Below are 26,706 nucleotides of genomic sequence, written 5' to 3'. Positions count from 1 at the left end.
AACGTCACTGCTGACAATTCGCCTTCGACTGCCAGTGGCCATTCCTCATGTCTGACACCCTGTTCTTTGCCCATGCCAACGGTTTTCCCTCAGCCACCTACGGCAAGCTGTTTGCCGCCCTGGAACCGGACTATCGCGTCCATCATCTGGCGCAGCACGCTCACGATCCACGCTTCCCGGTGAATGACAATTGGGAAAATCTGGTTGCCGAGCTGCTCTATCACCTGGAACCCTTGGATGAGCCTGTGTGGGGCGTGGGTCATTCGCTGGGGGGCGTGCTGCACTATCACGCAGCGTTACGCCGCCCGGAGCTCTATCGGGGCCTGGTGCTGCTTGATTCACCATTGCTGACCCTGCCTGACCGTTGGCTGGTGCGCGCGGCCAAGCGTTTTGGCTTCATTGATCGACTGACGCCGGCAGGGCGTACCCTGGGCCGGCGCGAAGCCTTTGCTGATCACGCCGAGGCGCAGGCTTATTTTGCCGGCAAGCGTTTGTTCAGGCGTTTCGATCCCGACTGCTTGGAAGACTACGTTCGCCATGGCCTGACTCCCTGCGAGCAGGGACTGCGCTTGAAATTTGATCCTGCCACTGAAATCGGTATCTATCGCAGCGTGCCCCATAGCAATCCTGGCCGCGCACCGCACTTGGCTGTGCCGCTGGCCATGGTCCGCGGGCGCCAAAGCCGTACCGTGATGCCGCACCAGATACGCCAGGTGCGGCGTATGCCCAAAGGCGAATCGCTGTCACTGCCGGGCGGACACATGTTTCCCCTGGAGCAACCGCAGGCAACCGCCGAGCTGATTCGTGGCCTGTTCCAACGCTGGACTGACGAGAGAGCAACACCATGAGTGCCAAGGTCGAGGAAATTCGTTTAAACCTGCCGCATATCGAACTGGCGGCTCATCTGTATGGCCCGGAAGACGGTAAACCCGTATTGGCTCTGCATGGCTGGCTGGATAATGCCGCCACCTTCCATCGCTTGGCGCCGAAGTTGGAGGGGCTGCGCATCGTGGCGCTGGATTTTGCCGGCCACGGTCATTCCGGGCACCGCGCGCCGGGCGCGAGCTACCTGCTCTGGGATTACGCACTCGATGTGCTGATGGTCGCCGAACAATTGGGCTGGCAGCGCTTTTCCCTGCTTGGACATTCCATGGGTGCCATCGTGTCCGTTCTGCTGGCCGCCGCCATGCCCCAGCGCATCGAGCGCCTGGCGTTGATCGATGGCCTGGTGCCCTATGTCGGCGAAGCGGACCGCGCCCCTGAAAAGCTCGGCGAAGCCTTGCAAGCGCAGCTCGACCTGCGCGCCAAGCGCAAACCGGTATATGCCCAGATCGAACGTGCCGTGGATGCTCGCATGCAGGGTGTCGGCGCCGTAAGCCGCGAAGCCGCCGAGCTGTTGGCGGGTCGCGGATTGATGCCGACCGCCGGCGGTTATACCTGGCGCACCGATGCGCGACTGACTTTACCCAGCCCGCTGCGGCTGACCCGTGCCCACGCGCGGGCGTTTGTCGAAGCGCTGCAATGTCCGGTCGATCTCGTCCTCGCCGAGCAGGGCATGCTGAGCGGCGAGCCGCTGTTACTTGCCTGGCTGGAGCATCTGCCCCTTAGCGTGCACCGCCTGGCCGGGGGGCATCATCTGCATCTGGATGATGAGGCTGGCGCGCAATCGGTAGCAGACTGTTTCAATCGCGCTTTCCAGGCGCCTTGACTTGCCCGTGGCAAGTGGCGAGGCTGGGCACATTGCCACGGGAGAGCTCCAATGATCGATCTGTACACCGCCGCCACGCCCAATGGCCACAAGGTTTCCATTGCCCTGGAAGAACTGGGGCTTGCCTATGAAACCCATATATTGAGTTTCGACAAGCAGGAACAAAAGGCGCCGGAATTCCTGAAGATCAACCCCAATGGCCGTATTCCGGCCATTGTCGATCGTGACAACGACCACTTTGCGGTCTTTGAGTCTGGCGCGATTCTGCTCTACCTGGCGGAAAAAACCGGACGTCTATTGCCCGCCGATGTGAAAGGTCGTTCGACGGTCATCCAGTGGCTGATGTTCCAGATGGGCGGCGTCGGACCCATGCAGGGCCAGGCCAACGTGTTTTACCGCTACTTTCCGGAAAAACTGCCGAGCGCCATCGAGCGTTACCAGCACGAGACGCGGCGTTTGTACCAGGTACTGGATGGGCGTCTGGCCCAGGTCGAATACCTGGCCGGTGACTACACCATTGCCGATATCGCCACCTATCCCTGGGTCAGCATGCATGAATGGGCCGGTGTGTCGGTCGACGGTCTCGAGCATCTGCGACGCTGGATGAGCGCTCTGGCAACTCGCCCGGCGGTGCAGCGCGGCCTGGAAATACCCCCGCGCAGTGATCGCGGCAACGAAGAAGCGCAGGTGAAATCTGCCCAAACCATGTTAATGCGCTGAGGGCCGAATGCGTCTTTTCCTAGTGATGGCTTCGGCCTTGTATAGCGTTTCCCTGCTGGCCGACGTACCGGGCAGTCACGATCTGGATGAGCTGCCGCGGTATCCTCGCGCGGAAATCGTCGATTTCACTCACCAGGCCAGCGAAGAGCGGCTATACCCGCAAAGCTCGATCAGCCGTATCAGTGGCCGCTTGCGTTACGAGCGCGCCGTGACAGCCCAGGGCGACTTGACCAGAGTCACCTATCGCTTGCCCACCGAGGGCGCTTCGAAAGAGGCCTTCACAGCTGCCCGTCTGGCTTTGATGGAGCAGGGCGCGCATTTGCTCTACTGGTGCGAGGCGCGCGACTGCGGCTCCAGCAGCCTGTGGGCCAATTCGGTCTTCGGTAATGCCACCTTGTATGGCCCTGATGGGCAGCAAGCCTATGCGCTGTTGCGGCTGGCCGAGCCCAAGGAGGACAGCCTTATAGCGCTCTATGCGATTACCCGTGGCAACCGCCGCGCCTACCTGCATGCCGAACGACTGGACGCACAAGCCGAGCTGGGTGTGTTGTTGCCGACACCGGCCACGTTGCAATTGCAGCTGCGCGAAGTGGGTGAGCTGGATCTGGGGTTGCTGGAAGGGGAGCCGAACCAGACCTGGGTAGAGGTGCTGGTGCGGATGCTCAACCTGGATTCCACCGCCCGCGTCCGACTGTCCGGCAGTAATTCAGCGGCCTGGCGCGATGCTCTGGTGGCTCGGGGCGTTCTGACTACCCGCTTGGAAGTGGGCAAAACCTCCGGCGATGGCCTGCACGTCGAGTTGTTGCGTTGATGGGCTGAAATCCTCGGCAACCCAACAGACTTGTCAAGCGCCGAGCAGCCGCTTTGGCATATTTTTCAACGGCCTGGCAAGAGGTCCGGAAAATAGCCGAGCACACTGTGTAGACTCCGTATCTTGTCATGGGCGGCCTTCCTGGCCGTCCGCGATTCTTCCCTTATTGCCGTTGACGCCCACGTGCGCAGGTCCCCTATGCGATGCTGAACAATGACCGCTTGTTGGTACAAATTCTTCTCCTGGGTTTGCTGGGCGCCTGTATCTGGGTCCTGACGCCGTTCTGGTCGGCTTTGTTCTGGGCTGCGGTCCTGGCATTTGCCAGCTGGCCGTTGATGCGCCTGCTCACTCGCTTGCTGCCGGGCCGGGAAACCGCTGCCGCCGGGTTACTTACTGCCGGCTGGATGCTGCTGGTAGCGGTCCCCCTGGTCATGCTGGGGTTCAACCTGGCCGATCACATTCGTGATGTCACGGGCCTGATCAATGACCTGAAGGGTGCCGGATTGCCCACCATGCCGACCTGGCTGGTAGATGTGCCGCTCATTGGCGACTGGCTGGCGGAAACCTGGCTCGACCTGGATGCCCAAGGGGCGGCGTTGTTTGACACTGTGCGTCCATATGTCGGTCGAGTCGGCAACTGGCTGTTGGCGCGCAGCGCGCAAATCGCCGGCGGCGTGCTGGAATTGGCATTGAGCCTGGTTCTGGTGTTCTTCTTCTATCGCGATGGCCCGCGCCTGGCGGCATTCATCCATAGCATGCTGGAACGGTTGATTGGCGCACGGGCTGACCACTACTTGGATCTTGTCGCCGGCACCGTGCAGCGGGTGGTCAATGGTGTGATCGGCACGGCTGCGGCGCAGGGTACGCTGGCGGCGATCGGCTTCTGGATTGCCGGAGTGCCGGGTGTCCTGATTCTCGGCGTGCTCACTTTTGTGTTCAGCCTGATTCCCATGGGGCCGCCGCTGGTGTGGATTCCGGCGGCAGCCTGGCTGGTCAGTCAGGAGGCGTATGGCATGGCACTCTTCCTGGCCATCTGGGGCACCTTCGTGATCAGCGGCGTGGACAACGTGCTCAAGCCTTATCTGATCAGCCGAGGCGGCAACCTGCCATTGGTGGTGGTGTTGCTCGGGGTCTTCGGCGGTCTCCTGGCCTTCGGCTTCATGGGATTGTTCCTGGGGCCGACCCTGTTGGCGGTCGCTTACAGCCTGTTGCACGACTGGGTGAGCAAGGCAGAGCCGGAGTCGCAGAACCCGCGGCCGTAAGTCAGTGCTTCGTCTCATAACGATCCAGCGTATCGCTGGCGATCTGCCGGCCCAGGACAATCAACTCCTGGGCTTTGTAGAACTCGAAGAAGCGACACACCCGCTTGGGAATGTTGATCAGCACATCCGGGGGGTAGCCCGCGATCTTGTACTGGGCGAGGGAGGTCTGCATGACCTCGAAGCTCTGGTTGATCAAGTCCAATAATGAAGCCGGCCCCACCTGATCGACAATGCGCGAGCCGCTGGCCGACTTGGGTGCGCCGGCGCGCTCGGGCGCGGCGGCAGGCTGCTGGGCTTCGGGGTGCGCGTCCTCGGGGGGCGTCGCAGAGGACAGCTCTGCTGCTCCCTGGTGGCCATTGCCGTTGAGTCCATTGCCGCGTAGGAAGGGCAAGCGCCTAAGCACAGCATCCATCCGTTTGGTCATGGCGGGAGGACGTTCGATGACTGGCAAGTTATAGCGGGCTTGCCCCGAGGCGTTGAGGTTGACGGCCACGATGAGGTCGCAATGGCTTGAGACCACCGGCACGATAGGCAACGGATTGAGCAGGCCACCGTCCACCAGCATGCGATTGCCCTGCATCACCGGCGTGAACAGGCTGGGAATGGCTGCCGAGGCGCGCATCGCCTGGTGTAGGCTGCCTTCTTGAAACCACAGCTCCTGCTGGTTGGTGAGGTCGGTGGCCACCGCGGTATAGGGGATCGGCAGATCTTCAATATTGATTTCGCCGAGCATGCTGTGGATCTTGCCGAAGACCTTGTCGCCACGCAGGGCGCCCAGTGAAAAGCTCACGTCCATCAGGCGCAGCACATCGAGGTAATCCAGGCTTTCGGTCCAGGCCCGGTATTCGGGCAATTTTCCAGCAGCATAGATGCCGCCGACCACGGCGCCCATCGAGCACCCGGCAATGCAGCCAATTTCATAGCCCCGCGACTCCAGTTCTTCGATCACGCCGATATGCGCATAACCCCTTGCCCCACCTGAGCCCAGTACCAGGGCAACTCGTTTCGACATGCTTACCTCCTTATTTCAAAAAGACGATACGCGTCCGAACGTATCGCGCCAAGCAGGGCGCTGAGAGTTATGGGCAAGGGCTAGGGTCGTTCCCGTTTTACTTACGGCTGCGCAAGGACATTCGCGCCGAAATGGGGAACAGACCTAGACTCAGCGTGGTACCTGAGCGCGGAGACATGACCAGTGAACGTCTGGATCAGTGTGGCACTGTTCGCCGTTGCCTTGGGTGGCTGCGCGGCGAAAACCTCGTATCGTGACAGTTGCGCCAATCATCTGGATGCCGCCTGGAAGGAGCTGGATATCGCTAAGGTAGAAGGCTTCGCGGGCAGCGTCAGCTATTCCAAGGCGGTGTCCTTGCTGACGGCGGCGAAAACCCAGCAGCAGTTCGAAGCCTTCCAGGGGTGTGCCGAGAAAGCTGAAAAAGCCCGGTTCTATATTCGCGAATCCCGCGAGGGGCGCTAGTAAGCGAAGCGCAACCTGGTTCACAGGAATGGCCGGTAGCAGCCCGGGGCGCTTTGCGCGGCCTGCAGCGGCCAGTAGCATCGGCCGTTCACTGAGGAGGCTGCATGCGCGCACAATTGGAAAGCTGCCTGGCGGCGATCAATGAGGTGATATTGGGCAAGGAGCCACAGGTGCGTCTGGCTCTGGCCTGCATACTGGCTCGTGGGCATCTGCTGATCGAGGACCTGCCCGGCATGGGCAAAACCACGCTTAGCCACGCGCTCGCGCGGGTTCTGGGCCTGGAATTCCAGCGTATCCAGTTCACCTCCGATTTGCTGCCCGGCGATATTCTCGGCACCTCGGTATTCGACAAGGCCAGTGGGGGATTCATCTTCCATCCGGGACCGATTTTCGCTGAGCTGGTTCTGGCCGATGAAATCAACCGCGCCACGCCAAAGAGCCAGAGCGCCTTGCTCGAGGCGATGGAAGAAGGCCAGGTGACCATTGAAGGGGCGACTCGCGCATTGCCGCAGCCGTTCTTTGTCATCGCCACGCAAAACCCCGCGAACCAGGGCGGCACGTTCGCCTTGCCTGAATCGCAGCTCGATCGCTTTCTGATGCGCTTGTCGCTAGGCTATCCGGCCCGCTCTGCAGAGCGGGCCTTGCTGCTCGGCACCGCACGACGCGATTTGCTGCCACGCCTGCAAGCGTTGCTGGACCATGCCGAGCTGGCCCGCGTCCAGGAAAGCGTGGCCCTGGTGCGGGTCAGCGATGCCCTGGTGGACTATGTGCTGCGTCTGGCCGAGGCGACCCGCCGCGAGTCGCAGTTCGCCTGCGGACTGTCGCCGCGCGGTAGCCTGGCCTTGCTCGGCGCCGCGCGCGCATGGGCCTACCTGGCCGGGCGTGACTATGTGATTCCCGAGGATGTCCAGGCGGTTCTGCCGGCTGTGGCGGGGCATCGTCTGCGGGAGCGTGCGCAGCAGGGCGAACAGGATGGTGGCGGGCTGGTGCGCTGGCTGCTTGATTACGTCCCGGCCGTCTGATGGCCGGCGAATCCACCTTTGCAAAACAGGTGCGCATACGCGGCGATCGCTGGTTGGCGCGACGTATTCCAGCAGCCCGACAGGTGCGCCTGAACCAGCGGCGCATTTTCATCCTGCCCAGTCGCGCCGGCGTGGCCTTTGCCGGAGTGCTGTTGTTGATGCTGCTGCTGGCGATCAACTACCAGCACAGTCTGGCTTATGCGCTCACCTTTCTGCTCGCCTCGGTGTTTGTCGTGGCCATCCTGCACACCTACCGCAACCTGTCTGGCCTGCAGTTGAGCGCCGGATCGGCCCCGGCCGTGTTTGCCGGGACACAGGCACGTATACGAGTCGTACTGCAGGCTGGGGCACGCAGCCATCGAGCGGTGAGTCTGGGCTGGAGCCACGCCAGGCAAGGAACCTGGCATGTCCCTGCCCTCGGGCAGACGGACTGCGATCTGCGCTTGCCCGCGTCACGCCGGGGCTGGCTGGTCGCACCGCGAATACGGGTGGAGAGCCGTTTTCCGCTGGGCTTGCTGGTGGCCTGGAGCTGGGTTGATCTACAACAGCGGGTGCTGGTGTATCCGCAGCCCGTGGTTGGCGTCTTACCCGGCAGGCGGGGCGCTGGCGAGGGAAGCCAGGGCAGTCAGTTGCAGGCCGAAGGCTGTGACGACTTCCAGGGATTGCGTACTTATCAGCCCGGCGATGGCCAGCGGCGCTTGCACTGGAAAGCGTTTTCCCGCGGTCAGGGCCTGCTGGTAAAAGCCTTCGCCGAGGAAACGGGCGAAGAATGGCTGTTGGATTTACAAACCCTCAGCGGGCCGCTGGAGGAGTGCTTGTCGCGTTTGTGCCAGGGCGTGCTGGAACTGTCTGAACAAGGATTGCGCTTCTGTTTGCGGTTGCCGGGCGTGACGCTAGGCCCGGACCGTGGTGACGGGCATCGTGAGGTGTGTTTGCGCGCGTTGGCGCTGTATGGCAGCAGAGAGGACAGGCCATGAGCGGGGCGGGCGGCATCCCGCGCATCAGCCTGGTGTGGCTGTTGGTTGCGCAACTGCTGGTCCTTGCCCCTTTTCTGACTCAGTTGCCGGTCTGGCTGGCGGCGCTATGGCTGGGCTGCGCGGCGTGGCGCGTGCAAATCTTTCGTATGCGCGCCACCTTTCCCACGGCCCGAACCAAGCTCGTATTGCTGCTGGGCTCGGCTGTTGGGGTCTATCTGTTCAGCGGAGGCCGTATTGGCATGGAAGTGGCCAGCGCGCTGCTGATTGCCGCCTTTATTCTCAAACTTGTGGAGATGCACAGCCGGCGTGATGCGCTGATTGTCATTTACCTCGGATTTTTCGCCGTAGTCACCGGTTATCTGTTCCAGAGCAGCATGTTTGCCGCGCTGTATAGTCTGTTGCCGGTCACCGCCCTGTTGGCGGCCTTGATCGGCTTGCACGAAGGCGACGGCGAACGGCCCTGGGCCACGCTGCGCCTGGCGGGGAGCCTGTTGCTGCAGGCCTTGCCCTTGATGCTTTTGCTGTTTGTATTCTTTCCCCGCCTTGGTCCGATCTGGTCACTGCCACAGGCGAGCCAGCAAGGCGTGACCGGATTGTCGGACCGTATGGCGCCGGGGGATATCGTTGAGCTTGGCCGTTCCGATGCCCTGGTATTTCGGGCCCGTTTCGAGGGTGCGGTGCCGGCGCGTGACCAGTTGTACTGGCGGGCGCTAACCCTGGACCAGTTCGATGGGCGTGAGTGGAGCAAGACGCCTTCGGGGTTTTCGGCCCCTGAACCGGGCTGGAGCAAGCGTGGCGAGGCTCTGCAATACAGCATTGTGATGCAGCCCAGCGGCAAGCCCTGGCTGTTCGCCCTGGATGTGCCGCAGTCACCGCTGCCGCGCGTGCGCATGTATGAGGATTTTCGTCTTGAGCACTATCGACCCGTGGAACAGGCACTGTTGTACGACGTGACGTCCTGGCCTGCGGCCTTGCGAGAGCCGACGCTATCGCCTGCCATGCAGCAACGCACCTTGCAATTGCCGCTGTCAGGCAATCCGCAGACACGAGCCTGGGCCGAGCAATTGCGCCGGGATCATCCCGACCCCACGGCGCTGGTTGAGGCCTTGCTGGTGCACTTCAACCGAGAGCCTTACGGCTACACGCTGCGTCCGCCGCCGGTGGGTGTGCACATCATCGATGACTTCCTGTTCGCCAGCCGCCAGGGTTTTTGTCTGCATTTCGCCGGGGCCATGACGTTCGTTCTGCGCGCCGCTGGCATTCCCGCGCGTATGGTCGCCGGTTATCACGGTGGTGAGTACAACGCGGCGGGCAACTACCTGGCCGTTCGCCAGTTCGATGCCCATGCCTGGGTTGAATATTGGCGGCCGGGGCAGGGTTGGCTGAGTATCGACCCAACATTTCAGGTAGCGCCGGAACGTATCGAGTACGGGCTGGAAGAGGCGCTGGTCGAGGAGCAGAGTTTTCTGGAGGACGCCCCGCTAAGCCTGCTGCGCTACCGCGATGTCGGCTGGCTCAATGGACTGCGGCTAAATTGGGACCGGGCCAACTATGGCTGGCAACGCTGGGTGCTGGGCTACCAGGCTGAGCTGCAGTTGCGCTTGTTGCAGCGCTGGTTCGGCGGTTTCGAATTACGTCAGATCGGTTGGCCGTTGCTGGGCGGCGGCGCGTTATTGCTGGGGCTGCTGGCGCTCGGCTTGTTCAAGCCGTGGCAGCGCAAAGCGGATGTATCGTTGCGCCTGTTGACCCGTTTCGAACGGCTGCTCGCCCGGCGGGGTGTGGCCAGGCAACCGGGGGAAGGCGTGCGCACCTATGCTCAGCGTGCAGCTGCGGCGCTGCCGGAGCAGGCGGAAGCGATTCTGGCCTTCATGGAGGTGTTCGAGGCTCAGCGGTATGCCGGCGAGCAGGTAGCGGTCGGCCAAATGCGCATGGCCCTGCGCCGCGTACGGCGTAGCCTGCCCTGGCATGTCGGGGCGGGTTTGCCCCGACATGAATGGCGGAGAAAGAATCATGGCGTCCTTTAGCGATGAGCTGATCGCCGAAGTGATCCGAACCCAGATTCGACTGCAGGCGTGCCAAGCACGTTTGGCGGCGGGTACGGATGACGAGGCACTGCATGATATGCGTATTGCCTTGCGCAAGTTGCGCAGTCTGTTGCGCCCGCTGCGTGGCTTGCCCGGTGTCGAGGTGCTGGAACAAGCTGCCAAGGTGCTGGGTGAGGTGAGTGGCCCGCTGCGTGAGCGGGAAGTCTTGCTGGTCGAGCTGGACAAGTGGGCGCATCACGAGGCGGTCCACTGGCGCCGAGCCGAGCTGGAAAAAGGCTATCGCCGGCTCTTGCGTGGTGAGCCGTTACAACAATTGCAGGCCATTCTGGCGGCCTGGCCGGCGCTGTGGCGTACCGCTGAGCGCAACCGGCTCTTGCCACCGCTCGGTCCTCGCGTCGACAAGCGCTTGGCTCGGGAGCGCCATCGTCTGGCCGAAGCGCTGCATGACGCTGACCATGACCCTCACCGTTTGCGCCTGTTGATCAAGCGGGTGCGCTACGGCGCGCAAGCCTACCCCAGGCATGCGGGAATCCCGTACAAGGCGGCCAAGGCCCTGCAGCGCGCGCAAGCGTTACTGGGCGAATGGCATGATCGCTGGCAATGGCTGGAACGTGCCAAGGTCGAACCTGATCTGCGCATCTGTTGCGCCGCCTGGCAGGTGCAACTTGCCACTGCCGAGCAGCAGGCTGAGCGCGCTTTGGTACGCCTGCAGCGGGTCTTGCCGCGTTAAGCGTGATTGCTGATTCCCCATCCTGTTTGGCATAGGTGCCTGTTGGTCGAGGCGACTGAGTCCGCTAGCGTTGCCGGAACAGGACGCCGCGCGCGGCCTATGCATCTCCCTTAACTCAGTCTGTGCCGAAGGTTGCCAATGGATTTTTTCGACGTGATGCGAGCCGGCTGTGGCGAAGCTGCCATGAGTGTGCCGGAACAATGGGGCCAAGGGCGTGCCGTTTTCGGTGGTGTGGCCGTGGCACTGGTTTATCAGGCCATGCGCGCCCAAGTACCCGCCGCGCGCCCGTTGCGTTCCCTGGCGGTCACCTTCGTTGCCCCTATGGTGTGCGCCAAGGAGGTGCGTTTCGAGGTCGAGGTATTGCGCGAAGGGCGTGCCGTCAGTCAGGTGTTGGGACGCGCTGTGCAGGATGGTCAAGTGGTGACGCTGGTGCAGGGCAGTTTCGGCTCGGGGCGCACTTCTACCGTGACTGTGGAGGCCGAGCCTGCTCCGCCGATCAAGGCGGTCGAGAACTGTCAGGAGCTGCCTTATCTGCGCGGCGTGACGCCAGAGTTCACACGCCATCTGGCGATGCGTTGGGGGCAGGGCGGTTTACCGTTCAGCAACACTGCGGCGCGCGAGATGGGCGGCTGGGTGCGCCTGCGAGGTGAGGTGCCAGATGTCGCGGTGGATGAGCGCCTGTTGCTCGCGCTGGTAGACGCCTGGCCGCCCGCACTGCTCAGCTACCTGAGCAGCCCAGCTCCAGGCAGTTCATTGACCTGGACCATTGAGCTTATCCAGCCGCAACCGCTGATCAGCAGCCGCGACTGGTGCCAGTACCAGGCGCGCATCGAGCATGCCCGCGATGGCTATGGGCACATCGCGGCGAGCTTGTGGTCGCCCGCCGGCGAGTTGCTGGCGCTGAGTCGGCAAACCGTGGTGGTCTTCGACTGAGGCGGCACCTGTCAGAGCTTCAGAGCTTGAGTTGGCGAATCGCCTTGCTCAGCTCGGCGGCCAGGTGGGCGAGTTCGTTACTGGTGGAGGTGGAGGCGCTGGTTTTGCGCACGGTCAGTTCGGATAGATCACGGATGCCCACCACCGACCGGGTCATTTCTTCCGCCACTTGGCTTTGCTGTTCGGCGGCAACCGCAATCTGCGTATTGCTCTCGCGCATTTGCGCCACCGCATTGGTGATGGCGGTGAGTGCGGTGCCAGCCTCTTGGGCCAGCTGTACGCAGTCGTCGGCCCGCAGAGAGCTTTCCTGCATGAATTCCACGGCGTCCCGGGTGCCGCCTTGCAGCGCGGTGACCATCTGGGTGATTTCGTCGGTTGAGACCTGAACACGTTTGGCCAGGTGACGCACTTCATCGGCGACCACGGCAAACCCCCGGCCTTGTTCGCCGGCGCGAGCGGCTTCGATGGCGGCGTTCAGGGCCAGCAGGTTGGTCTGGTCGGCGATGCCGTGAATAACGCCCACTACACTGCTGATCTTTTGACTGTCCTTGGCCAGTCGCTCGATCATCTGGGCGGTTTCCTGCACTCCCTTGGACAGCGTGGCGATGGAACCCTCGACGCGGTGCACTACCGATTGGCCGGCACCGGCCAATTCATCGGCTGACTGGGACTGATCGCGCGTATCGGCCGCATGCTGGGCGATGTGGGCGACGGTGGTCGACATTTCGTTGATCGCCGTGGCGGTCTGGTCGGTTTCACTTTGCTGGCCGAGCATGCCTTGCTGCACGTCGTTCATGTCTGCCGCTAGGCGTGAAGCGCCCTGATCGAGGCGGCTGGCCGTCTGCGCCACGACGTTAACGATGCGCTGATAGCCATTTTGCATGGCATTGAAGGCGCTGGCCATCTGGCCAACCTCGTCGCCGCCTTCAAGTGGCACGCGGGCTGCCAGGTCGCCGGTTTTCTCGACATGCAGCATGACGGCTTTGAGTGTGTCGAGGTGGCCGAGCAGAAAACGGATCAGCAGCTGCGAGCTGGCCAGCAGAGCCAGCATCAAAATCAGCACGGCGAGGGCGTATTGGCCCATGCGATCAAAGAAGATCTGGCTCAGGCTGGGCGCGCGGGCCAATACGGCCAGCCGCTGGCCGTTGTCACGCTCGATCACTTGGGCGCCGATCAAGGGCTGTTGGCCAAACAGCGCGTCATGTTCCAGTGCTACCCAGCCGGTTGCATTGGCCAGGCGAGTGGCGCGCTGGCCTTGCAGCTGGGGGCTGTCGCCCTTGGCGAAGGACACCAGTAACGGATTGTGCGGCAGCGCTTGTTGGCTAGGCCAACTGGCCAGCAGTTGTGCCTTGAGCTGCGCCTGATGGCGGGCTTCGCTGGCCCGGCCATCCTGCTCTTGCAGCATGGCAAAGATCACCAACAATAGGGTGGTGGCGAAGGAGACAGCGTTAAGGGCCCAAAATTTGTATTTCAGGGAAAGATCGCGAATCCAGAGGGCCATTAGACTGCTCTATTGTTGGAGAAATTGGGTGGCGTGTTGCCATCATTGATTGGCCAGAATGCCCGGCCCTGTGCTGGTAATCAACTCTTTGCTCTACCCTGTAACGGCCTGAGGTTGCCCCGACTTGAGTCCGTTAATCCGGTAATGCGAAAAACTGTCGGGCGCATGCACTGGTGTGCGCGGCTACGGCTTCGATGCTTTCGTTGCGATGCAGGGCGACGCAGCGCAACACTTCGCCCAGATAAGCCGGTTCGTTGTGACCACTTTTCGGTTTTGGACGCAGTGTGCGCGGCAGTAGATAGGGTGCATCGCTTTCTAGCATCAACCGGCCAACTGGGATCTCCCGAACCAGGGGATGCAGGTGGGTGCCGCGGCGCTCATCGCAGATCCAGCCTGTGATGCCGATGTGCAGATCCAGGTCCAGATAGCCGAACAGCGCCTGACGCTCGCCGGTAAAACAGTGCACCACGGCGGCCGGCAAGCGGTCGCGATAGTCACGCAGGATGGCCAGAAGGCGGTGGTCCGCATCGCGTTCATGAAGAAAGACCGGCATTTGCAGTTCGACCGCCAGCTCAAGCTGTTCTTCCAGTGCTTTTTCCTGCTTCGGGCGCGGTGAGAAATCACGATTGAAGTCGAGGCCGCATTCACCCACTGCGCGTACTCGGCTGTGTTGCAGCAACGCGCGCAGTTCAACAGCGACGGCTGCATTCCATTGGCTGGCGGCGTGGGGATGTACCCCTGCGGTGCTGAACAGGCGCCGTTGCTCAGGGTCATGCTCCTCGCAGAGCTGCAGTGCCTGCTCGCTTTCCGGCAGGCTTGTGCCGGTAATGATCATTTGCTTGACGCCGGCGTCTTCGGCGCGTTCCAGCACACCGTCAAGATCACGAGCAAGACTGGGATGGGTGAGGTTGAGGCCGATATCGATAAGGTGCATGGCGTTCGCTGCGATGTTACGAAGCGGCCAGTTTACTCAATTGGCGAGGCAGAGGGCGGTTGCAAAGCGGTGTCGGAGGCCGGGTAGCGCTCCAGCCAGCGGAGCTCCTCGTCACTGAAGTGCTCGTCGCGCAAACGCTCCAGCGCTGTGCGCCTGTCCTCGGGAGACAGGCTCTCATTGAGCTGCAAGCGTGCGCTGGCCTTGTGATACGCGCGTAAACGCTGCTCCCAGTCCGCCGGCCGGGGCCGATCCTGTTCACTGCGGCCATCGGCCACGGGCGTTCCGGCAAACAGGGCTTGGGAGGGCGGCAACAGAAGTCCGAGGCCGGATAAACCAATGATGAGAACCAGTAAAAGGGCAAGCAGAGGCTTATTCATGGCCAGGACTCGGTACGGGCTGCGGCGCAACCATGGACGCACGCATGGAAACAGTGCTAAGCAGGAAACATGCCGATTTTTCAGATTTATATGTAACGGCTCTGGGTCAGGCGTTTCCTAGCAATTGCAGAGACGCTCGAGCGGAGGGGTTGTTACGCCATGACCCATCAGGAGTCGCTGTGCCGCAGCAACGGCCAAGCTTGCAACAACCGGTAACGGGAGCTGACGGAACGGGGCTCGGAAGCCAATAAACCCCACTCTTCAGCGGTCCAGGCGAAACATGGCTCCGCAGGGACAATTCTGGTGTGTCCTCGGCGCAACAGCGTCAGGTGTGGGCGGAATGGACGTGCGTCTACAGGTAGGCCGGCGGCGAGCAAGTGGCGTTGAAGTTCGCGCTGCAGGTGCAGGAGCGCTTCAGGTGGCTGGCTGGGGGTGAGCACTAAAAGGCCGGAGTGCCACTGCTGCAACTGATCGAGTTGCAGGTGAAAGCGTGCGATCTGGAGCCCAGCGGCCATCCGCTCAAGCAAGGGCAGCTTGTCCAGCGGCTGTTGACCGAGAAATGCCAGGGTCACGTGCAGGTCGGCGGGCATCACCGGTTGCCCTTCTATTCCCAGACTGTCTCGCCACGTGGCTATTTGCGCGGCAAGCTGCGGTGGGCAGGGCAAGGCAAAAAACAGACGCAAATGAGGTGAGTTCATGAGCACTCGCTGGTTGACAGTAACGGGCTGATTTCCATAGGATTCATGCCTTGCGCCGATTTAGTCAGCTACTTGCGGGGCGCCTGGAGTCCATGACTTCGAAATACCGCTAAAGCGCTGGTTCCGGTGTCGCCTCCCACCGCTGTCCAGCGGTTCCCTTTGAGGCGGAAGTTCTCCAAATGAATGTACAGCACAGCAAGCTACGTCTGGCCCCGATCACGTCCGGGCTGATCTGCCGCGATCCCAAGATTCTCCTGGGCGGTTGTCATCAACCCACGCTTTTACGCTACCTGGATGGCGTGCCGAAGCGCTGGGGTAAGCCCAAAACCCTGCTGATCCAATTCAGTGCCGAAGGTGATTCGTTGTCCGCTTACGCAACGGACAGTTTCGATTTGGCCGTTATCGAAGCACCGCGCGGTGAACAGGCGGCTGACTATATTCATGACCTGACTCGCATTGCTCGCAAGGGATTGATCACCCGCCGCACGGGCCCGACTCAAGGGTAATCGATCGCCATCACGTACCAGGTTTTCTCACCGGTCGGCGTGGCGACGCGCACTTCGGCGTCCAGCGCCTTGCCGACCAGGGCCCGTGCCAGCGGGGCGTCGATGCTGATCAGGTGGTTCTTCAGATCCAGTTCGTCTGGACCGACGATGCGGTAGCGCGCGGTCTCGCCCTCGTCGTCCTCCAGCGTGACCCAGGCGCCAAAGTAGACCTTGTCGGGATCGCTGGGCCGTTCGCTGACCACTTTGAGGCTTTCCAGACGCTTGCGCAAAAAGCGTACGCGGCTGTCAATCTCGCGCAGCATTTTCTTGCCGTAGGTGTATTCGGCGTTCTCCGAGCGATCACCCTGCGCGGCGGCCTCGCTCACCGATTGGGTCACCTGGGGGCGACGTACATTCCACAGTTCATGCAATTCGGCGCGCAGGCGCGCTTCCCCTTCCGGGGTGATCAGCGGCGTACCGGCGCTGCGGGGCGGACGATAACGGCTCATGGCATTCCACGTCTGGCAAAAGGATAAGGGTACAAGGTCAACCTTCGCGCAGCACCTGCAGGGGGCTGGCATTGAGGGCTCGGCGGGTGCCGAGCATGCCGGCCCCGCCGATCAGCAAGGCGCCCAGCACCGGCAATAGCAGCAGCCAGGGATGCGGATGCCACGCGAGGTCGAAGGCGAAACGATAAAGCAGCGCGCTGATCAACTCGCAACCCAGTGCCGCGAGTACGCCGCTGGTAGCACCGAGTAAAGCGAATTCGCTGCGGCGGGCCTTGATCAGCAAGCGCCGCCGGGCGCCCAGCGCCCGCAACAGCGCACCTTGGCGAATGCGTTCGTCCAGGGTCGCCTGTAAGCCGGCAAACAGAACGGCCAGGCCGGCGGCCAGTACAAACAACAACACATATTCGATGGCTAGAGTCACTTGGGAGAGGATACTGCGCAGTTGCGCCAGCAGGGCGTCCACTTGCAGCAGGGTGACGGTGGGAAAGGCGCGTGCCAGCTCGACTAGCTGGCGTTCCTGGCCGGCGGGTAAATAGAAGCTGGTCAGGTAGGTGGTCGGCAGATCTTGCAGCGTGCCTGGTTCGAAGATCATGTAGAAGTTGGGCTGGAAATTGTTCCAGTCCACCTCCCGTAGGCTGGTGACGCGTGTTTCGCGCTCACTGCTGCCCACGTTGAAGCGCAGCCTGTCACCCAGTTGCAGTCCCAGGCTTTCGGCCAGTTCGCTCTCCACCGAAACGCCCGGCAGCGAATCCGCTGCGTTTTCCGGTTGCCACCAGTGGCCGGCCTTGAGCAGGTTGTCAGCGGGCAGGTCGGCGGCCCAGGTCAGGCTGAGGTCGCGGCGGATCGCCCGCTCGCCTTGTGATTCCTTGCTTACCCGTTGGCGTACTGGCTGGTCATTAATGGCGATCAGGCGGCCCGGCACCACGGGATACAACGGGGCGGCTTGCACCTGCAAGGCCGCTAGGCGTGTGTTAAAGGCGTCCTTGTCGCCAGGCAGAATATTCAGGGCGAAATGGTTGGGTGCATCGGCCGGCAATTGCGCCTGCCAGGTATCCAGCAGTTCGCCGCGTAGCAAGGCGATGAGCGCCATGGCCAGCAGGATCAGGCCGAACGCCAACGCCTGTCCGGCAGCGGCCAGTGGATGGCGCAACAATTGGCCCAGTCCGAGGCGCCAAGGCAGGCTCGCATTGCTCAGCAGGCGGCGCAGGCCCTGTAGGCCGAACAGCAACAGTCCACCCAGCAGCAAGACGGCCAACAGCCCCCCGCCGATCATGGCCAGGGTGAGCGTCAGGTCCAGGCTCAGGCGCCACATGATGATGCCCAGCGCCACGAGCGCGGAGCCGTACACCAGCCATGCGCTGGGTGGCAAAGGCAAGACATCGCTGCGTAATACGCGCAACGGTGGGACTCGGCCCAACGCTGCCAGGGGTGGCAGGGCGAAACCCGCCAGGGCCAGCAAGCCGATGGCCATTCCAGCCAGTGCCGGCAGCAGGCCGCCAGGTGGAATGTCGGTGGGCAGTAAATCCCGCAGCAGGTGGAACAGCCCATGCTGCGCCAGCCAGCCGAGCGCGGCGCCCAGGCTGCTGGCCAGCACTCCGAGCAGCAGCAATTGCACGGCATAGAGTCCCAAGGCCTCGTGCCGTGATAGACCCAGGCAACGCAACAACGCGCTGGCGTCGTAGCGGCGGATGGCGAACCGGCTGGCCGACAGCGCCACGGCCACCCCAGCAAGCAAGACGGCTGCCAGGCTGGCGAGATTCAGGTAGCGTTCGGCGCGGCCCAGCGCAGTGCCGATTTGCCGATTGCCGTCACGGGTGTCTTCCAGGCGCTGCTGGGGGCTCAGCTGGCCAGCGAGAGCGGCGCGATAGTCCGCCAATTGCTGGGTGTCGCCGGTCCATAGCTCTCGGTAGCGGACCCGGCTGCCCGGCTGCACGATGCCGGTGGCATCCAGGTCGTCGAGGTGCATCAGCACGCGGGGTGTCAGGCTGTAGAAATCGCCAGCGCGGTCCGGCTCGTAGGTGAGGACACGGCTCAGGCGCAGTTGTTTTTCACCGACTTCGATACTGTCGCCGACCTTGAGATCCAGCGCAGCGAACAGACGAGCCTCGGCCCAGGCTTCGCCGCGGGACGGCCCGCTGCCAGGGGTTTCTGCTTCATAAGGCGCGGGTGCGCTGCGCAGTTCGCCACGTAGCGGGTATTCACTGTCTGCCGCTTTGACGCTGGCCAGCTGAATGCCTTGGTCAGTGGCAATCACGCTGGAGAACTCCACTACACGGGCATGCTGTAGACCTAGCTGCCGGCCGCTTCGCAGCTGTTCCGGGGCGGCCGGCGCCGAGCCATTGAGCACCAGATCGGCACCGAGAAATTCGCTGGCGCGCAGCAACATGGCATCGTTCAGTCGCGTGCTGAAATATCCGATGGCCGTGCTGGCGGCGACGGCGACCAACACGGCGGCGAACAGCACGCGCAATTCTCCAGAGCGGGCATCACGCCGCAGTTGCCGCGTCGCGAGGGTCAGCAGGCGGCGTAACGGCAGGCCGGCCATCAGGGTTCGTCCCGGGTGACAAGGTGTCCCGCTTCAAGGCGGATCTGCCGTCGACAGCGATGGGCCAGGCGTTGGTCGTGGGTCACCAGTACCAGGGTGGCGCCGCGCTCCTGATTGAGGGCGAAAAGCAGGTCGCTGATACGCTCGCCGGTCTGGGTGTCGAGATTGCCGGTGGGTTCGTCGGCAAACAGCACGTCCGGTTCGGCAGCGAAGGCGCGGGCAATCGCCACGCGTTGCTGTTCTCCGCCGGAAAGCTGGCGGGGGTAATGCTGCAGACGATGTTCCAGACCTACCCGCTGCAGCAGTTCGTCGGCACGCCGGCGCGCATCGAGACGCCCATCCAGTTCCAGAGGCAGCATGACGTTTTCCAGTGCATTGAGGCTGTCCAATAACTGAAAGGACTGAAACACAAAGCCGACGTGTTCGGCGCGCACACGCGCACGCTGATCTTCGTCCAGTTGCTCCAGCGCGTGGCCGGCGAGCATGACTTCGCCGCTGCTGGGGCGATCCAGTCCGGCGAGAAGGCCCAGCAGCGTCGATTTACCCGAACCGGAGCTGCCAACGATGGCCAGGCTGTCGCCGGCGCTCAGATCCAGAGACAGGCTGTGCAGAATGGTCAGGTCGCCTTCCGCGCTGGGGACCACTTTGCTAAGGTTGCGGGCATTGAGAATGCAGGTGTTCATGGAGATTCCGATGCGGGCTTGGTGTATTGCGGGGGCCATGGCTGTGCTGCTGTGGTCGCAAAATTCCTTGGCCGGCACCCTGCTGGTCGTCGGCGATAGTATCAGCGCCGCTCTGGGCATGGATACCCGCCAGGGTTGGGTCGCCTTGCTGGAACAGCGCTTGGAGGAAGAGGGCCTGGATCATCGGGTGGTCAACGCGTCGATCAGTGGTGACACAACCGCTGGCGGTCTGGTTCGATTGCCCAGGCTGCTCGCCGAGCATCAGCCGGAGTGGGTGATTCTTGAGTTGGGTGGCAATGACGGCCTACGAGGCTTGCCCCCAGCGCAAATGCAGCAAAATCTGCTCGCCATGATTGAACGCAGCCGTGACAGCGGGGCCCAGGTGCTGTTGCTTGGCATGCGGTTACCGCCCAACTATGGACTGCGCTACACCCGAGCATTCGAGCAGGTGTATTCGGACCTTGCGGCGCAGACACAAGTACCTTGGGTGCCGTTTTTTCTGGAAGGCGTCGGCGGTGTCGAGGGCATGATGCAGGCTGATGGCATTCATCCGGCGCCAGCAGCCCAGCAACGGATGCTCGACAATCTCTGGCCATTGCTCAAACAGATGCTTTAAGGGGCTCTCGAGGCTTTTCCGCGCCCAGGCTTTCGGCTAATGTTGCGCCCCCTTCATGGAGCCCAACATGCCACGCCGCGCCTGGTCCCTGTATGCCTATAAATTGATCGAGCCAGACGAGCAGTTGGATCTGTTCGCCTGCCGCGAGGTGCGCCTGCATCTGATCGAGCGGCAGCTGGAATTGGCGGGACATGTGGATCGCACCTTGTGCGGCGGTCTGCTGCCGGCTCAGCCGCGCTGGCGTTCGTTGAGTCGGGAATTGCTGCGTGACTCGCGGCTGTGCCCAGTTTGCCAGGCTACGCTTGAAGCACATCGTCGGGGTGAACGATTATCCGGTTTTGAAGTCTGACATAGCCGGCCTTTCAAACCGGCCTTCGATTTGTCACTTCAAGGATACAATCCGGATGTTCGCGTGTGCTTCCACGGTCTTTCGCAGTCTCTCATTGATGGCTTTGGTGAGCACTGGCGCAGTCCATGCCATGGAGTTTCCTCTGCCTCCGCCCCACGAGGACGTGGTAGGGCAGGTTCAGGTTATCAAGGCGCGTTACGAAGATACCTTTGCCGCAATTGCCGAGAGCCATGACCTTGGCTACCTGGAAATGGTTGCCGCCAATCCGGGGGTGGACCCCTGGCTCCCTGGCGAGGGTACCGAGATCATTCTTCCGACACGCTTCATTCTGCCGCCGGGTCCACGTGAAGGGATCGTGATCAACCTTGCGGAATACCGTCTTTATTACTATCCGAAAGGGCAGGCGGTGGTGCATACCTATCCCCTCGGAATTGGTCGTGAGGGCTGGTCATCGCCCGTCGCTGAAACTCGCATCGCGGCCAAGTTTGCCAATCCCGCTTGGTATCCACCCAAGTCGATTCGCGAAGAGCATGCTGCCGAGGGTGATCCCTTGCCGAGCGTGGTGCCACCCGGTCCCGATAATCCCTTGGGACCCTACAAGATGACCTTGGCTTTACCGGGTTATCTCATTCATGGTTCGAACAAGAAGTTCGGTATTGGCATGCGTGTCAGTCATGGATGCTTTCGCATGCTCAATCACAACGTGTTGGAATTGGCAGCGATGGCTTCGGTTGGCACTGCGGTGCGTATTATTGATCAGCCCTATAAGGTGGGGGTCAGTGCTAATAAATACTACCTTGAAGTGCATGCGCCACTGGAAGGTAAAGAGGGCAAACTCTCGGTGGTGGACAAACATGCGAAGGTGATCAATACCTTACTGCGCTGGGACGAATTGCAGAACCTGCAGTTGGACTGGGAAATGTTGCGCGAAGTGATTGCGGCAGAAGATGGACTGCCAATCGAGATTGCCACAAGAAATACGGCGCTCGCTGCTGAGATAACACCCCGCTGATTCGGGTTCGCTTGTTTGCCAATCGTTAAGCTACGCCGCTCATAAAAAAAGCCGACCCTGTTAGGGTCGGCTTGATAGCCTGAGGCCAGACTCTTACTTGCGGCTGGCGCGCTCCAGCATGCGCAAGGCGCGTTCGTTGGCCTCGTCTGCGGTCTGCTGTGCTTTCTGCGCAGCGGCCATTGCTTCATCAGCCAGGCGGTAGGCTTCGTCGGCACGAGCTTGAGCGCGAGCGGCAGCATCCTCGCTGGCGGTCAGGCGTGCTTCGGATTCCTGTGACATGCTGCTGCAACCGGTAGCCAGAACTGCGGCCAGGGCCAGAGCAGAGAATTTCAGAACGTTGTTCATCGTGTTCCCCTTCTTTGGGCTTTCTAAAGTGCAATTTCCCGTTGGGGAAATCAGCGGCGTACATAGTACCTGTAACTTTTAGTAAGTAAACGGATATGGTGCAAGTTAGGTGGTTTTTTTATTGTTCTGCAGAGGTTTTAACTGTGATGGCGCTTTCTTTAGTTTAGGTTTTATTGGGGCAAGCTATTATAGAGTTTTGTTTCGGTAAGAGGTTCCGTTGCCGAGAGAAGTAGAGCGCTATAAATAAGTTTAACTGGGATGAACTTCTAAGAGTGTTTATTGTCTCGACCGGCGCTCAGGAAGTTTGCCTTGCGTTGTTTGCTTTGGTCAGCGCATCAAGGGGGTGTACAGTGTGGCGGCTGGATGCCCGGCACGAGGTATTGCAATGGCCAGGCAGGCTTGCTTTGCACAGTAATCGGTTCGGCCTGACGAGGAATCACATGAACGAGCTAGCTATCCATCATGACGTGGCCGGTCATCAATTTGAGGCGACCGTGGAAGGCCATCACGCCTATCTGGCTTATATGGACCTGGGTCAGCAAACGCTGGATATTTATCGCACCTATGTACCCAATGCCTTGCGCGGCAAGGGCATTGCGGCGGCCCTGACCGAGCATGCCTTGCAGTATGCCGAGAGTATGGGCTATTCGGTAATCCCTTCATGCTCCTATGTAGAACGCTATATGGAGCGGCGAGAACGAAGGGCAGGTAAACAGTGACACATAAAAAAGCCGGGCAGTGCGAATGCCCGGCTTTTTACGTTCCGCAGCCTTAGCGCTTGCGGCGCTCGGGCAGCTTATCCTTCAATTTCTCATGCATGCTAAGCACGGCTTTCTCAGTCGTTTGCCAATCGATACAGGCATCGGTAATCGAGACGCCGTACTGGAGTTGGTCAAGGTCCTTGGGAATGGATTGGCTGCCCCAGCCAAGGTGGCTCTCGACCATCAACCCGATGATGGAGGTGTTGCCTTCCAGAATTTGATTGGCAACGTTATCCATGACCAGTGGTTGCAGGCCGGGGTCCTTGTTGGAGTTGGCGTGACTGCAGTCGACCATGATGTTGGGCGTGATACCGGCTTTGGCCAGTTCTTGTTCGCAGACCGCGACGCTTACCGAGTCATAGTTGGGTTTGCCGTTGCCGCCACGCAGCACGACGTGACCGTAGGTGTTGCCCTTGGTGGTGACGATGGAGACCGCGCCTTGCTGATTGATACCCAGGAAGCGATGCGGGCGAGAAACGGATTGCAAGGCATTGATAGCGACGGCCAAGCCGCCATCCGTACCGTTCTTGAAGCCCACTGCTGAAGAAAGGCCAGACGCCATTTCCCGGTGGGTCTGGGATTCGGTGGTTCGCGCGCCGATGGCGGCCCAACTAATCAAATCCTGCAAATATTGCGGGGAGATGGGGTCCAGGGCTTCGGTGGCAGCTGGCAGACCCATGTCGGCCAGGTCGAGCAGCAACTTGCGACCAATGCTCAGTCCGTCCTGGATCTTGAAGGAGTCATCCAAGTAAGGGTCGTTAATCAGGCCTTTCCAGCCTACCGTGGTTCTCGGCTTCTCAAAATAGACGCGCATGACCAGGAACAGCGTGTCGGATACTTGCTCAGCCAGCACTTTAAGGCGTTCAGCGTATTCATGGGCCGCTTTGAGATCATGGATCGAGCAAGGGCCAATCACGATGAACAGGCGATGATCCTTGCCATCAAGAATGTCCCGAATCACCTGGCGACCGTGTGTCACGGTGCGGCGGGCGGCTTCGGTGAGGGGCATTTCGTGCTTCAGTTGCTCCGGCGTGATCAGGGCTTCGTTGGAGGCAACGTTCAGGTCATTGATCGGTAAATCTGCCATCGGTGTTACTCGTCAGTCGGGGGCCAGGCATCCCCTTGCGGCGTGCACAGCAGGAAGGGCATGGTGAGGAAGAGAGCAACCTTAACGCTTTATCTGCGGGCTCGACAATGGGGCGGGCTGGCGAAAGCCCTGTTTGCCTGTGTGTATTCGCTCGGTCATTCCCATCCGGTTGCTTTGCGCTCGAGGTGGGCGCCGCAACGTTTTCGCGACACCGATACGGTTTTTAATACTTGTCTCAGTTGTTTTTTGTCTGATTGGATTAATATGGTTATAAGAAACCGCTAGCCACATCGCCGCCGCAACATTTGAGGATCTGCCATGAAGCTTCAGCAACTGCGTTACATCTGGGAGGTGGCACACCATGATCTGAACGTGTCGGCTACTGCCAAGAGCCTCTACACGTCGCAGCCAGGAATCAGCAAGCAGATTCGCCTGCTGGAAGATGAATTGGGGCTGGAAGTGTTCGCCCGTAGCGGCAAGCACCTGACGCGTGTAACTCCGGCGGGCGAAAGCATCATTCATACCGCCGGGGAGATTTTGCGCAAGGTCGAGAACATCAAGCAGATTGCCCAGGAATTCTCCAACGAGAAAAAAGGGGTGCTCTCGCTGGCCACCACGCATACCCAGGCCCGCTACGCGCTGCCGCCAGTCATCAGTTCCTTTATCAAGCAATACCCGGACGTTGCCCTGCACATGCACCAGGGATCGCCAACCCAAATTGCCGAAATGGCAGCCGACGGCACCGTGGATTTCGCCATCGCCACTGAAGGCCTGGAATTGTTCGGCGATCTGATCATGATGCCCTGCTATCGCTGGAACCGCTGCGTGGTGGTGCCCAAGGGACATCCCTTGTGCAAAGTGCCGAAGCTGACCCTCGAAGCGCTGGCCGAGTATCCGATCGTGACCTATGTCTTCGGTTTCACCGGCCGCTCGAAGCTGGATGAGGCGTTCAGCCGCCGCGGCCTGAGCCCCAAGGTGGTGTTCACAGCAGCCGATGCCGACGTGATCAAGACCTATGTACGCCTGGGGCTGGGTGTCGGCATCGTGGCGAAAATGGCCGTGGACGAGCAACTGGATCCGGATCTGGTCGTGCTCGACGCCAGTGAGCTGTTCGAGTCCAGCGTCACCAAGATCGGCTTTCGCCGCGGCACTTTCATGCGCGGCTTCATGTACGACTTTGTCGAGAAATTCGCGCCGCACCTCAACCGCGATGTGGTGGCCAAGGCGGTGCAATGCCGCAACAAGGCAGAAATGGATGAGCTGTTCGAGAAGGTCGAGCTGCCGACCCACTGACACACCGATAGGCTGTTGAGTGAGGTGGAAAACCCTTCTTGGGTTTTCCACCGGCAGCCTAAATGAATACCCCAGCCATCCCCATCATTCTTTAGCGATCAAATTTCCCGCATGCAGCCCGCATTCTTTGTGGGTGGCTTCTTCCCACCACCAGCGGCCTTCGCGTTCATGCTGGTTGGGCAGTACGGGGCGGGTGCAGGGTTCGCAGCCAATGCTGATAAAACCGCGCTCATGCAAGGGGTTGTAGGGAACCTCCAGCATGCGGATATAGCTCCAGACCTCCGCGCTGGTCATCTGAGCCAGCGGGTTGAACTTGTAGAGGCTCTGTTCCGGCGTGGAAAAGGCGCTGTCCACTTCCAACACCGCCACCTGGCTGCGCGTGCCCGGGCTCTGGTCACGACGCTGGCCTGTCGCCCAGGCGCTCACCGTAGCCAGTTTGCGGCGCAGCGGTTCGATCTTGCGGATGCCACAGCATTCACCGTGGCCGTCCTTGTAGAAGCTGAACAGGCCTTTTTCCTTGACCAGCGGTTCCAGCAGGCGCGCGTCGGGGGAAAGGAGTTCGATGGGGATGCCGTAGTGCTCGCGTACCTGCTCGATAAATCGGTAGGTTTCCGGATGCAGGCGACCGGTATCCAGGCTGAAGACCTTGACGTTCTTGTTGAGCTTCCAGGCCATGTCCACCAGCACGACATCCTCCGCACCGCTGAAGGAGAGCCAGAGGTCGTCGCCAAAGTGCTCGAAGGCGAGTTTGAGAATGTCCTGGGGAGAACGTTCGGCATACAGCGCCGCCCATTCGGCGACATTGAAAGGGTGACTCATCAGGCTTCCTCATGATCATGGCGCTGGACGCGCTCTGCGGCGGCATCCTAACAAACCCTTGGCGGTGCCCAGAAATAACCAAGAAGCGTGCATTTGTCTTATCTGGTTATAAGAGGCGGCATTGCACGGGGTATGGCGAGCAGCTAGAGTGCCGCCTTCATTTCAAACCTCGCTTAGGAGTAGCTCGTGGAGATTGCCTGTCTCGACCTGGAAGGCGTGTTGGTGCCAGAAATCTGGATTGCCTTCGCGGAAAAAACTGGTATCGATGCGCTCAAGGCCACGACCCGGGATATTCCCGATTACGACGTGCTGATGAAGCAGCGTTTGCGCATTCTCGACGAGCATGGCCTGAAGCTCGGTGATATCCAGGAAGTCATCGCCACGCTCAAGCCGCTGGACGGCGCGGTGGAGTTCATCAACTGGCTGCGTGAGCGCTTTCAGGTGGTCATTCTCTCCGATACCTTTTATGAGTTTTCGCAACCCCTGATGCGCCAGCTGGGTTTTCCGACGCTGTTGTGCCACAAGCTGCTGGTTGACGAGACCGACCGCGTGGTGGGTTATGAGCTGCGCCAGAAGGATCCGAAGCGCCAGTCCGTGGTGGCCCTCAAGAGCCTTTATTACCGTGTAATCGCGGCCGGTGATTCGTACAACGACACCACCATGCTCTCCGAAGCGCACGCCGGCATCCTGTTCCATGCCCCGGACAATGTGATTCGCGAATTCCCCCAGTTCCCGGCAGTACATACCTTTGAAGACCTGAAGCAGGAATTCCTCAAGGCATCGAACCGGACGCTGAGTCTGTAAGACCCAAAAAAGGCGGCCCCGGAGGTCGCCTTTTTTGTCCACCGTTGCGATGTGTCGCCGGGCCGCGAACGTCCTGAGCCCACTCGGCGACCAGAAAAGCGCTGACCGCCCTACACGGCATAGCTCGGGCGTAGGGTGGACAACGCTGTTCTTGTCCACCGTTGCGGCGTATCGGCGGGCCGTGAATCTCCGGAGCCCCGCCCCGG

Annotated in this window: 29 protein-coding genes; 18 read left to right on the top strand and 11 right to left on the bottom strand. The window is 61.1% G+C overall.

From position 1 onward, the window contains the following. Positions 1-47: 47 nt before the first annotated feature. The 5 genes from H9642_RS09915 to H9642_RS09895 all read left to right on the top strand — a co-directional run bounded on the left by H9642_RS09915 (position 48) and on the right by H9642_RS09895 (position 4,501). Positions 48-848, top strand: a complete 801-nt coding sequence (locus H9642_RS09915; protein ID WP_251836280.1) for an alpha/beta fold hydrolase — start codon at positions 48-50, stop codon at positions 846-848. Further along, positions 845-1,708: an alpha/beta hydrolase gene (locus H9642_RS09910; RefSeq protein WP_251836279.1), complete on the top strand. Its 864-nt coding sequence runs from the start codon at positions 845-847 to the stop codon at positions 1,706-1,708. The genes H9642_RS09915 and H9642_RS09910 overlap by 4 nt, the downstream gene beginning before the upstream one ends. A 51-nt stretch (positions 1,709-1,759) precedes the next feature. Continuing rightward, positions 1,760-2,428: a glutathione S-transferase family protein gene (locus H9642_RS09905; protein WP_251836278.1), complete on the top strand. Its 669-nt coding sequence runs from the start codon at positions 1,760-1,762 to the stop codon at positions 2,426-2,428. 7 nt (positions 2,429-2,435) lie between these two features. After that, entirely contained in the window at positions 2,436-3,239 is an 804-nt protein-coding gene (locus H9642_RS09900; protein WP_251836277.1) for a DUF4892 domain-containing protein, read from the top strand. 203 nt (positions 3,240-3,442) lie between these two features. Continuing rightward, positions 3,443-4,501, top strand: a complete 1,059-nt coding sequence (locus H9642_RS09895; protein ID WP_251836276.1) for an AI-2E family transporter — start codon at positions 3,443-3,445, stop codon at positions 4,499-4,501. 1 nt (position 4,502) lies between these two features. Here the strand turns inward: H9642_RS09895 and H9642_RS09890 are convergent, their stop codons facing one another. Continuing rightward, complete coding sequence (locus H9642_RS09890; protein ID WP_251836275.1) at positions 4,503-5,513, bottom strand: patatin-like phospholipase family protein; 1,011 nt, start codon at positions 5,511-5,513, stop codon at positions 4,503-4,505. A gap of 183 nt (positions 5,514-5,696) precedes the next feature. Here H9642_RS09890 and H9642_RS09885 point away from each other — a divergent pair, with 183 nt between their 5' ends. From H9642_RS09885 to H9642_RS09860, 6 genes are all read left to right on the top strand, one after another. Then, on the top strand, positions 5,697-5,975 hold the full coding sequence (locus H9642_RS09885) for a hypothetical protein (RefSeq protein WP_251836274.1): 279 nt from the start codon (positions 5,697-5,699) through the stop codon (positions 5,973-5,975). Positions 5,976-6,079: 104 nt separating this feature from the next. Next, positions 6,080-6,997 carry an AAA family ATPase gene (locus H9642_RS09880; RefSeq protein ID WP_251836273.1) on the top strand — a complete coding sequence of 306 codons (918 nt, stop codon included), beginning with the start codon at positions 6,080-6,082 and terminating at the stop codon, positions 6,995-6,997. Further along, positions 6,997-7,974 carry a DUF58 domain-containing protein gene (locus H9642_RS09875; protein WP_251836272.1) on the top strand — a complete coding sequence of 326 codons (978 nt, stop codon included), beginning with the start codon at positions 6,997-6,999 and terminating at the stop codon, positions 7,972-7,974. The genes H9642_RS09880 and H9642_RS09875 overlap by 1 nt, the downstream gene beginning before the upstream one ends. Then, the gene (locus H9642_RS09870) at positions 7,971-9,998 is read left to right on the top strand and encodes a transglutaminase TgpA family protein (protein ID WP_251836271.1); all 2,028 of its coding nucleotides are present in this window, start codon (positions 7,971-7,973) and stop codon (positions 9,996-9,998) included. The genes H9642_RS09875 and H9642_RS09870 overlap by 4 nt, the downstream gene beginning before the upstream one ends. After that, positions 9,985-10,749, top strand: coding sequence for a CHAD domain-containing protein (locus tag H9642_RS09865; RefSeq protein WP_251836270.1), 765 nt, complete (start codon positions 9,985-9,987; stop codon positions 10,747-10,749). The genes H9642_RS09870 and H9642_RS09865 overlap by 14 nt, the downstream gene beginning before the upstream one ends. Positions 10,750-10,887: 138 nt before the next feature. Continuing rightward, positions 10,888-11,682, top strand: a complete 795-nt coding sequence (locus H9642_RS09860; protein WP_251836269.1) for an acyl-CoA thioesterase — start codon at positions 10,888-10,890, stop codon at positions 11,680-11,682. 19 nt (positions 11,683-11,701) lie between these two features. Here the strand turns inward: H9642_RS09860 and H9642_RS09855 are convergent, their stop codons facing one another. The 4 genes from H9642_RS09855 to thpR form a co-directional block, all read right to left on the bottom strand. Continuing rightward, on the bottom strand, positions 11,702-13,183 hold the full coding sequence (locus H9642_RS09855) for a methyl-accepting chemotaxis protein (RefSeq protein WP_251836268.1): 1,482 nt from the start codon (positions 13,181-13,183) through the stop codon (positions 11,702-11,704). A 133-nt stretch (positions 13,184-13,316) separates the two neighbouring features. Beyond that, entirely contained in the window at positions 13,317-14,117 is an 801-nt protein-coding gene (locus tag H9642_RS09850; protein WP_251836267.1) for a TatD family hydrolase, read from the bottom strand. A 32-nt stretch (positions 14,118-14,149) separates the two neighbouring features. After that, positions 14,150-14,494 carry a lipase secretion chaperone gene (locus H9642_RS09845; protein WP_251836266.1) on the bottom strand — a complete coding sequence of 115 codons (345 nt, stop codon included), beginning with the start codon at positions 14,492-14,494 and terminating at the stop codon, positions 14,150-14,152. Between the two features lie 167 nt (positions 14,495-14,661). Next, positions 14,662-15,192, bottom strand: a complete 531-nt coding sequence (gene thpR, locus H9642_RS09840; protein WP_251836265.1) for an RNA 2',3'-cyclic phosphodiesterase — start codon at positions 15,190-15,192, stop codon at positions 14,662-14,664. Positions 15,193-15,371: 179 nt separating this feature from the next. Here thpR and H9642_RS09835 point away from each other — a divergent pair, with 179 nt between their 5' ends. Beyond that, positions 15,372-15,698, top strand: a complete 327-nt coding sequence (locus H9642_RS09835) for a class I SAM-dependent methyltransferase (protein ID WP_251836264.1) — start codon at positions 15,372-15,374, stop codon at positions 15,696-15,698. Here the strand turns inward: H9642_RS09835 and greB are convergent. The 3 genes from greB to H9642_RS09820 are packed head-to-tail and all read right to left on the bottom strand — an operon-like array spanning position 15,689 to position 19,414. Continuing rightward, the gene (gene greB / locus H9642_RS09830; RefSeq protein ID WP_251836263.1) at positions 15,689-16,186 is read right to left on the bottom strand and encodes a transcription elongation factor GreB; all 498 of its coding nucleotides are present in this window, start codon (positions 16,184-16,186) and stop codon (positions 15,689-15,691) included. The two genes, H9642_RS09835 and greB, sit on opposite strands and share 10 nt — an antisense overlap. 37 nt (positions 16,187-16,223) lie before the next feature. Further along, positions 16,224-18,731 (bottom strand): ABC transporter permease, encoded by a 2,508-nt coding sequence (locus tag H9642_RS09825; RefSeq protein WP_251836262.1) that lies wholly within the window; start codon positions 18,729-18,731, stop codon positions 16,224-16,226. Next, positions 18,731-19,414 (bottom strand): ABC transporter ATP-binding protein, encoded by a 684-nt coding sequence (locus H9642_RS09820; RefSeq protein WP_251836261.1) that lies wholly within the window; start codon positions 19,412-19,414, stop codon positions 18,731-18,733. The genes H9642_RS09825 and H9642_RS09820 overlap by 1 nt, the downstream gene beginning before the upstream one ends. Positions 19,415-19,424: 10 nt before the next feature. Here H9642_RS09820 and H9642_RS09815 point away from each other — a divergent pair, with 10 nt between their 5' ends. From H9642_RS09815 to H9642_RS09805, 3 genes are all read left to right on the top strand, one after another. Beyond that, positions 19,425-20,030, top strand: a complete 606-nt coding sequence (locus H9642_RS09815; protein WP_251836260.1) for an arylesterase — start codon at positions 19,425-19,427, stop codon at positions 20,028-20,030. 67 nt (positions 20,031-20,097) lie between these two features. Next, positions 20,098-20,379, top strand: coding sequence for a hypothetical protein (locus tag H9642_RS09810; RefSeq protein ID WP_251836259.1), 282 nt, complete (start codon positions 20,098-20,100; stop codon positions 20,377-20,379). A 55-nt stretch (positions 20,380-20,434) separates the two neighbouring features. Further along, positions 20,435-21,391, top strand: a complete 957-nt coding sequence (locus H9642_RS09805) for a L,D-transpeptidase family protein (RefSeq protein ID WP_251836427.1) — start codon at positions 20,435-20,437, stop codon at positions 21,389-21,391. Between the two features lie 93 nt (positions 21,392-21,484). Here the strand turns inward: H9642_RS09805 and H9642_RS09800 are convergent, their stop codons facing one another. Beyond that, on the bottom strand, positions 21,485-21,736 hold the full coding sequence (locus tag H9642_RS09800; protein WP_251836258.1) for an Lpp/OprI family alanine-zipper lipoprotein: 252 nt from the start codon (positions 21,734-21,736) through the stop codon (positions 21,485-21,487). A gap of 440 nt (positions 21,737-22,176) precedes the next feature. On the opposite strand from H9642_RS09800, the gene H9642_RS09795 reads away from it, so the two are divergent. After that, complete coding sequence (locus tag H9642_RS09795; RefSeq protein ID WP_251836257.1) at positions 22,177-22,455, top strand: GNAT family N-acetyltransferase; 279 nt, start codon at positions 22,177-22,179, stop codon at positions 22,453-22,455. A 52-nt stretch (positions 22,456-22,507) separates the two neighbouring features. Here the strand turns inward: H9642_RS09795 and H9642_RS09790 are convergent, their stop codons facing one another. After that, complete coding sequence (locus H9642_RS09790) at positions 22,508-23,584, bottom strand: 3-deoxy-7-phosphoheptulonate synthase (RefSeq protein ID WP_251836256.1); 1,077 nt, start codon at positions 23,582-23,584, stop codon at positions 22,508-22,510. A 318-nt stretch (positions 23,585-23,902) separates the two neighbouring features. On the opposite strand from H9642_RS09790, the gene cysB reads away from it, so the two are divergent. Further along, entirely contained in the window at positions 23,903-24,877 is a 975-nt protein-coding gene (gene cysB / locus H9642_RS09785) for an HTH-type transcriptional regulator CysB (protein WP_251836255.1), read from the top strand. A gap of 84 nt (positions 24,878-24,961) precedes the next feature. Here the strand turns inward: cysB and H9642_RS09780 are convergent, their stop codons facing one another. Next, positions 24,962-25,696 carry a phosphoadenylyl-sulfate reductase gene (locus H9642_RS09780; protein ID WP_251836254.1) on the bottom strand — a complete coding sequence of 245 codons (735 nt, stop codon included), beginning with the start codon at positions 25,694-25,696 and terminating at the stop codon, positions 24,962-24,964. 186 nt (positions 25,697-25,882) lie between these two features. On the opposite strand from H9642_RS09780, the gene thrH reads away from it, so the two are divergent. After that, a complete protein-coding gene (thrH, locus tag H9642_RS09775) occupies positions 25,883-26,500 on the top strand; it encodes a bifunctional phosphoserine phosphatase/homoserine phosphotransferase ThrH (protein ID WP_251836253.1) in 618 nt (205 codons plus the stop codon). Positions 26,501-26,706 lie beyond the last annotated feature (206 nt).

Origin of the sequence: Serpens gallinarum (assembly GCF_014836765.1) — a bacterium.
GTDB lineage: Bacteria > Pseudomonadota > Gammaproteobacteria > Pseudomonadales > Pseudomonadaceae > Serpens > Serpens gallinarum.
This window is presented reverse-complemented; position numbering and strand designations above follow the sequence as displayed.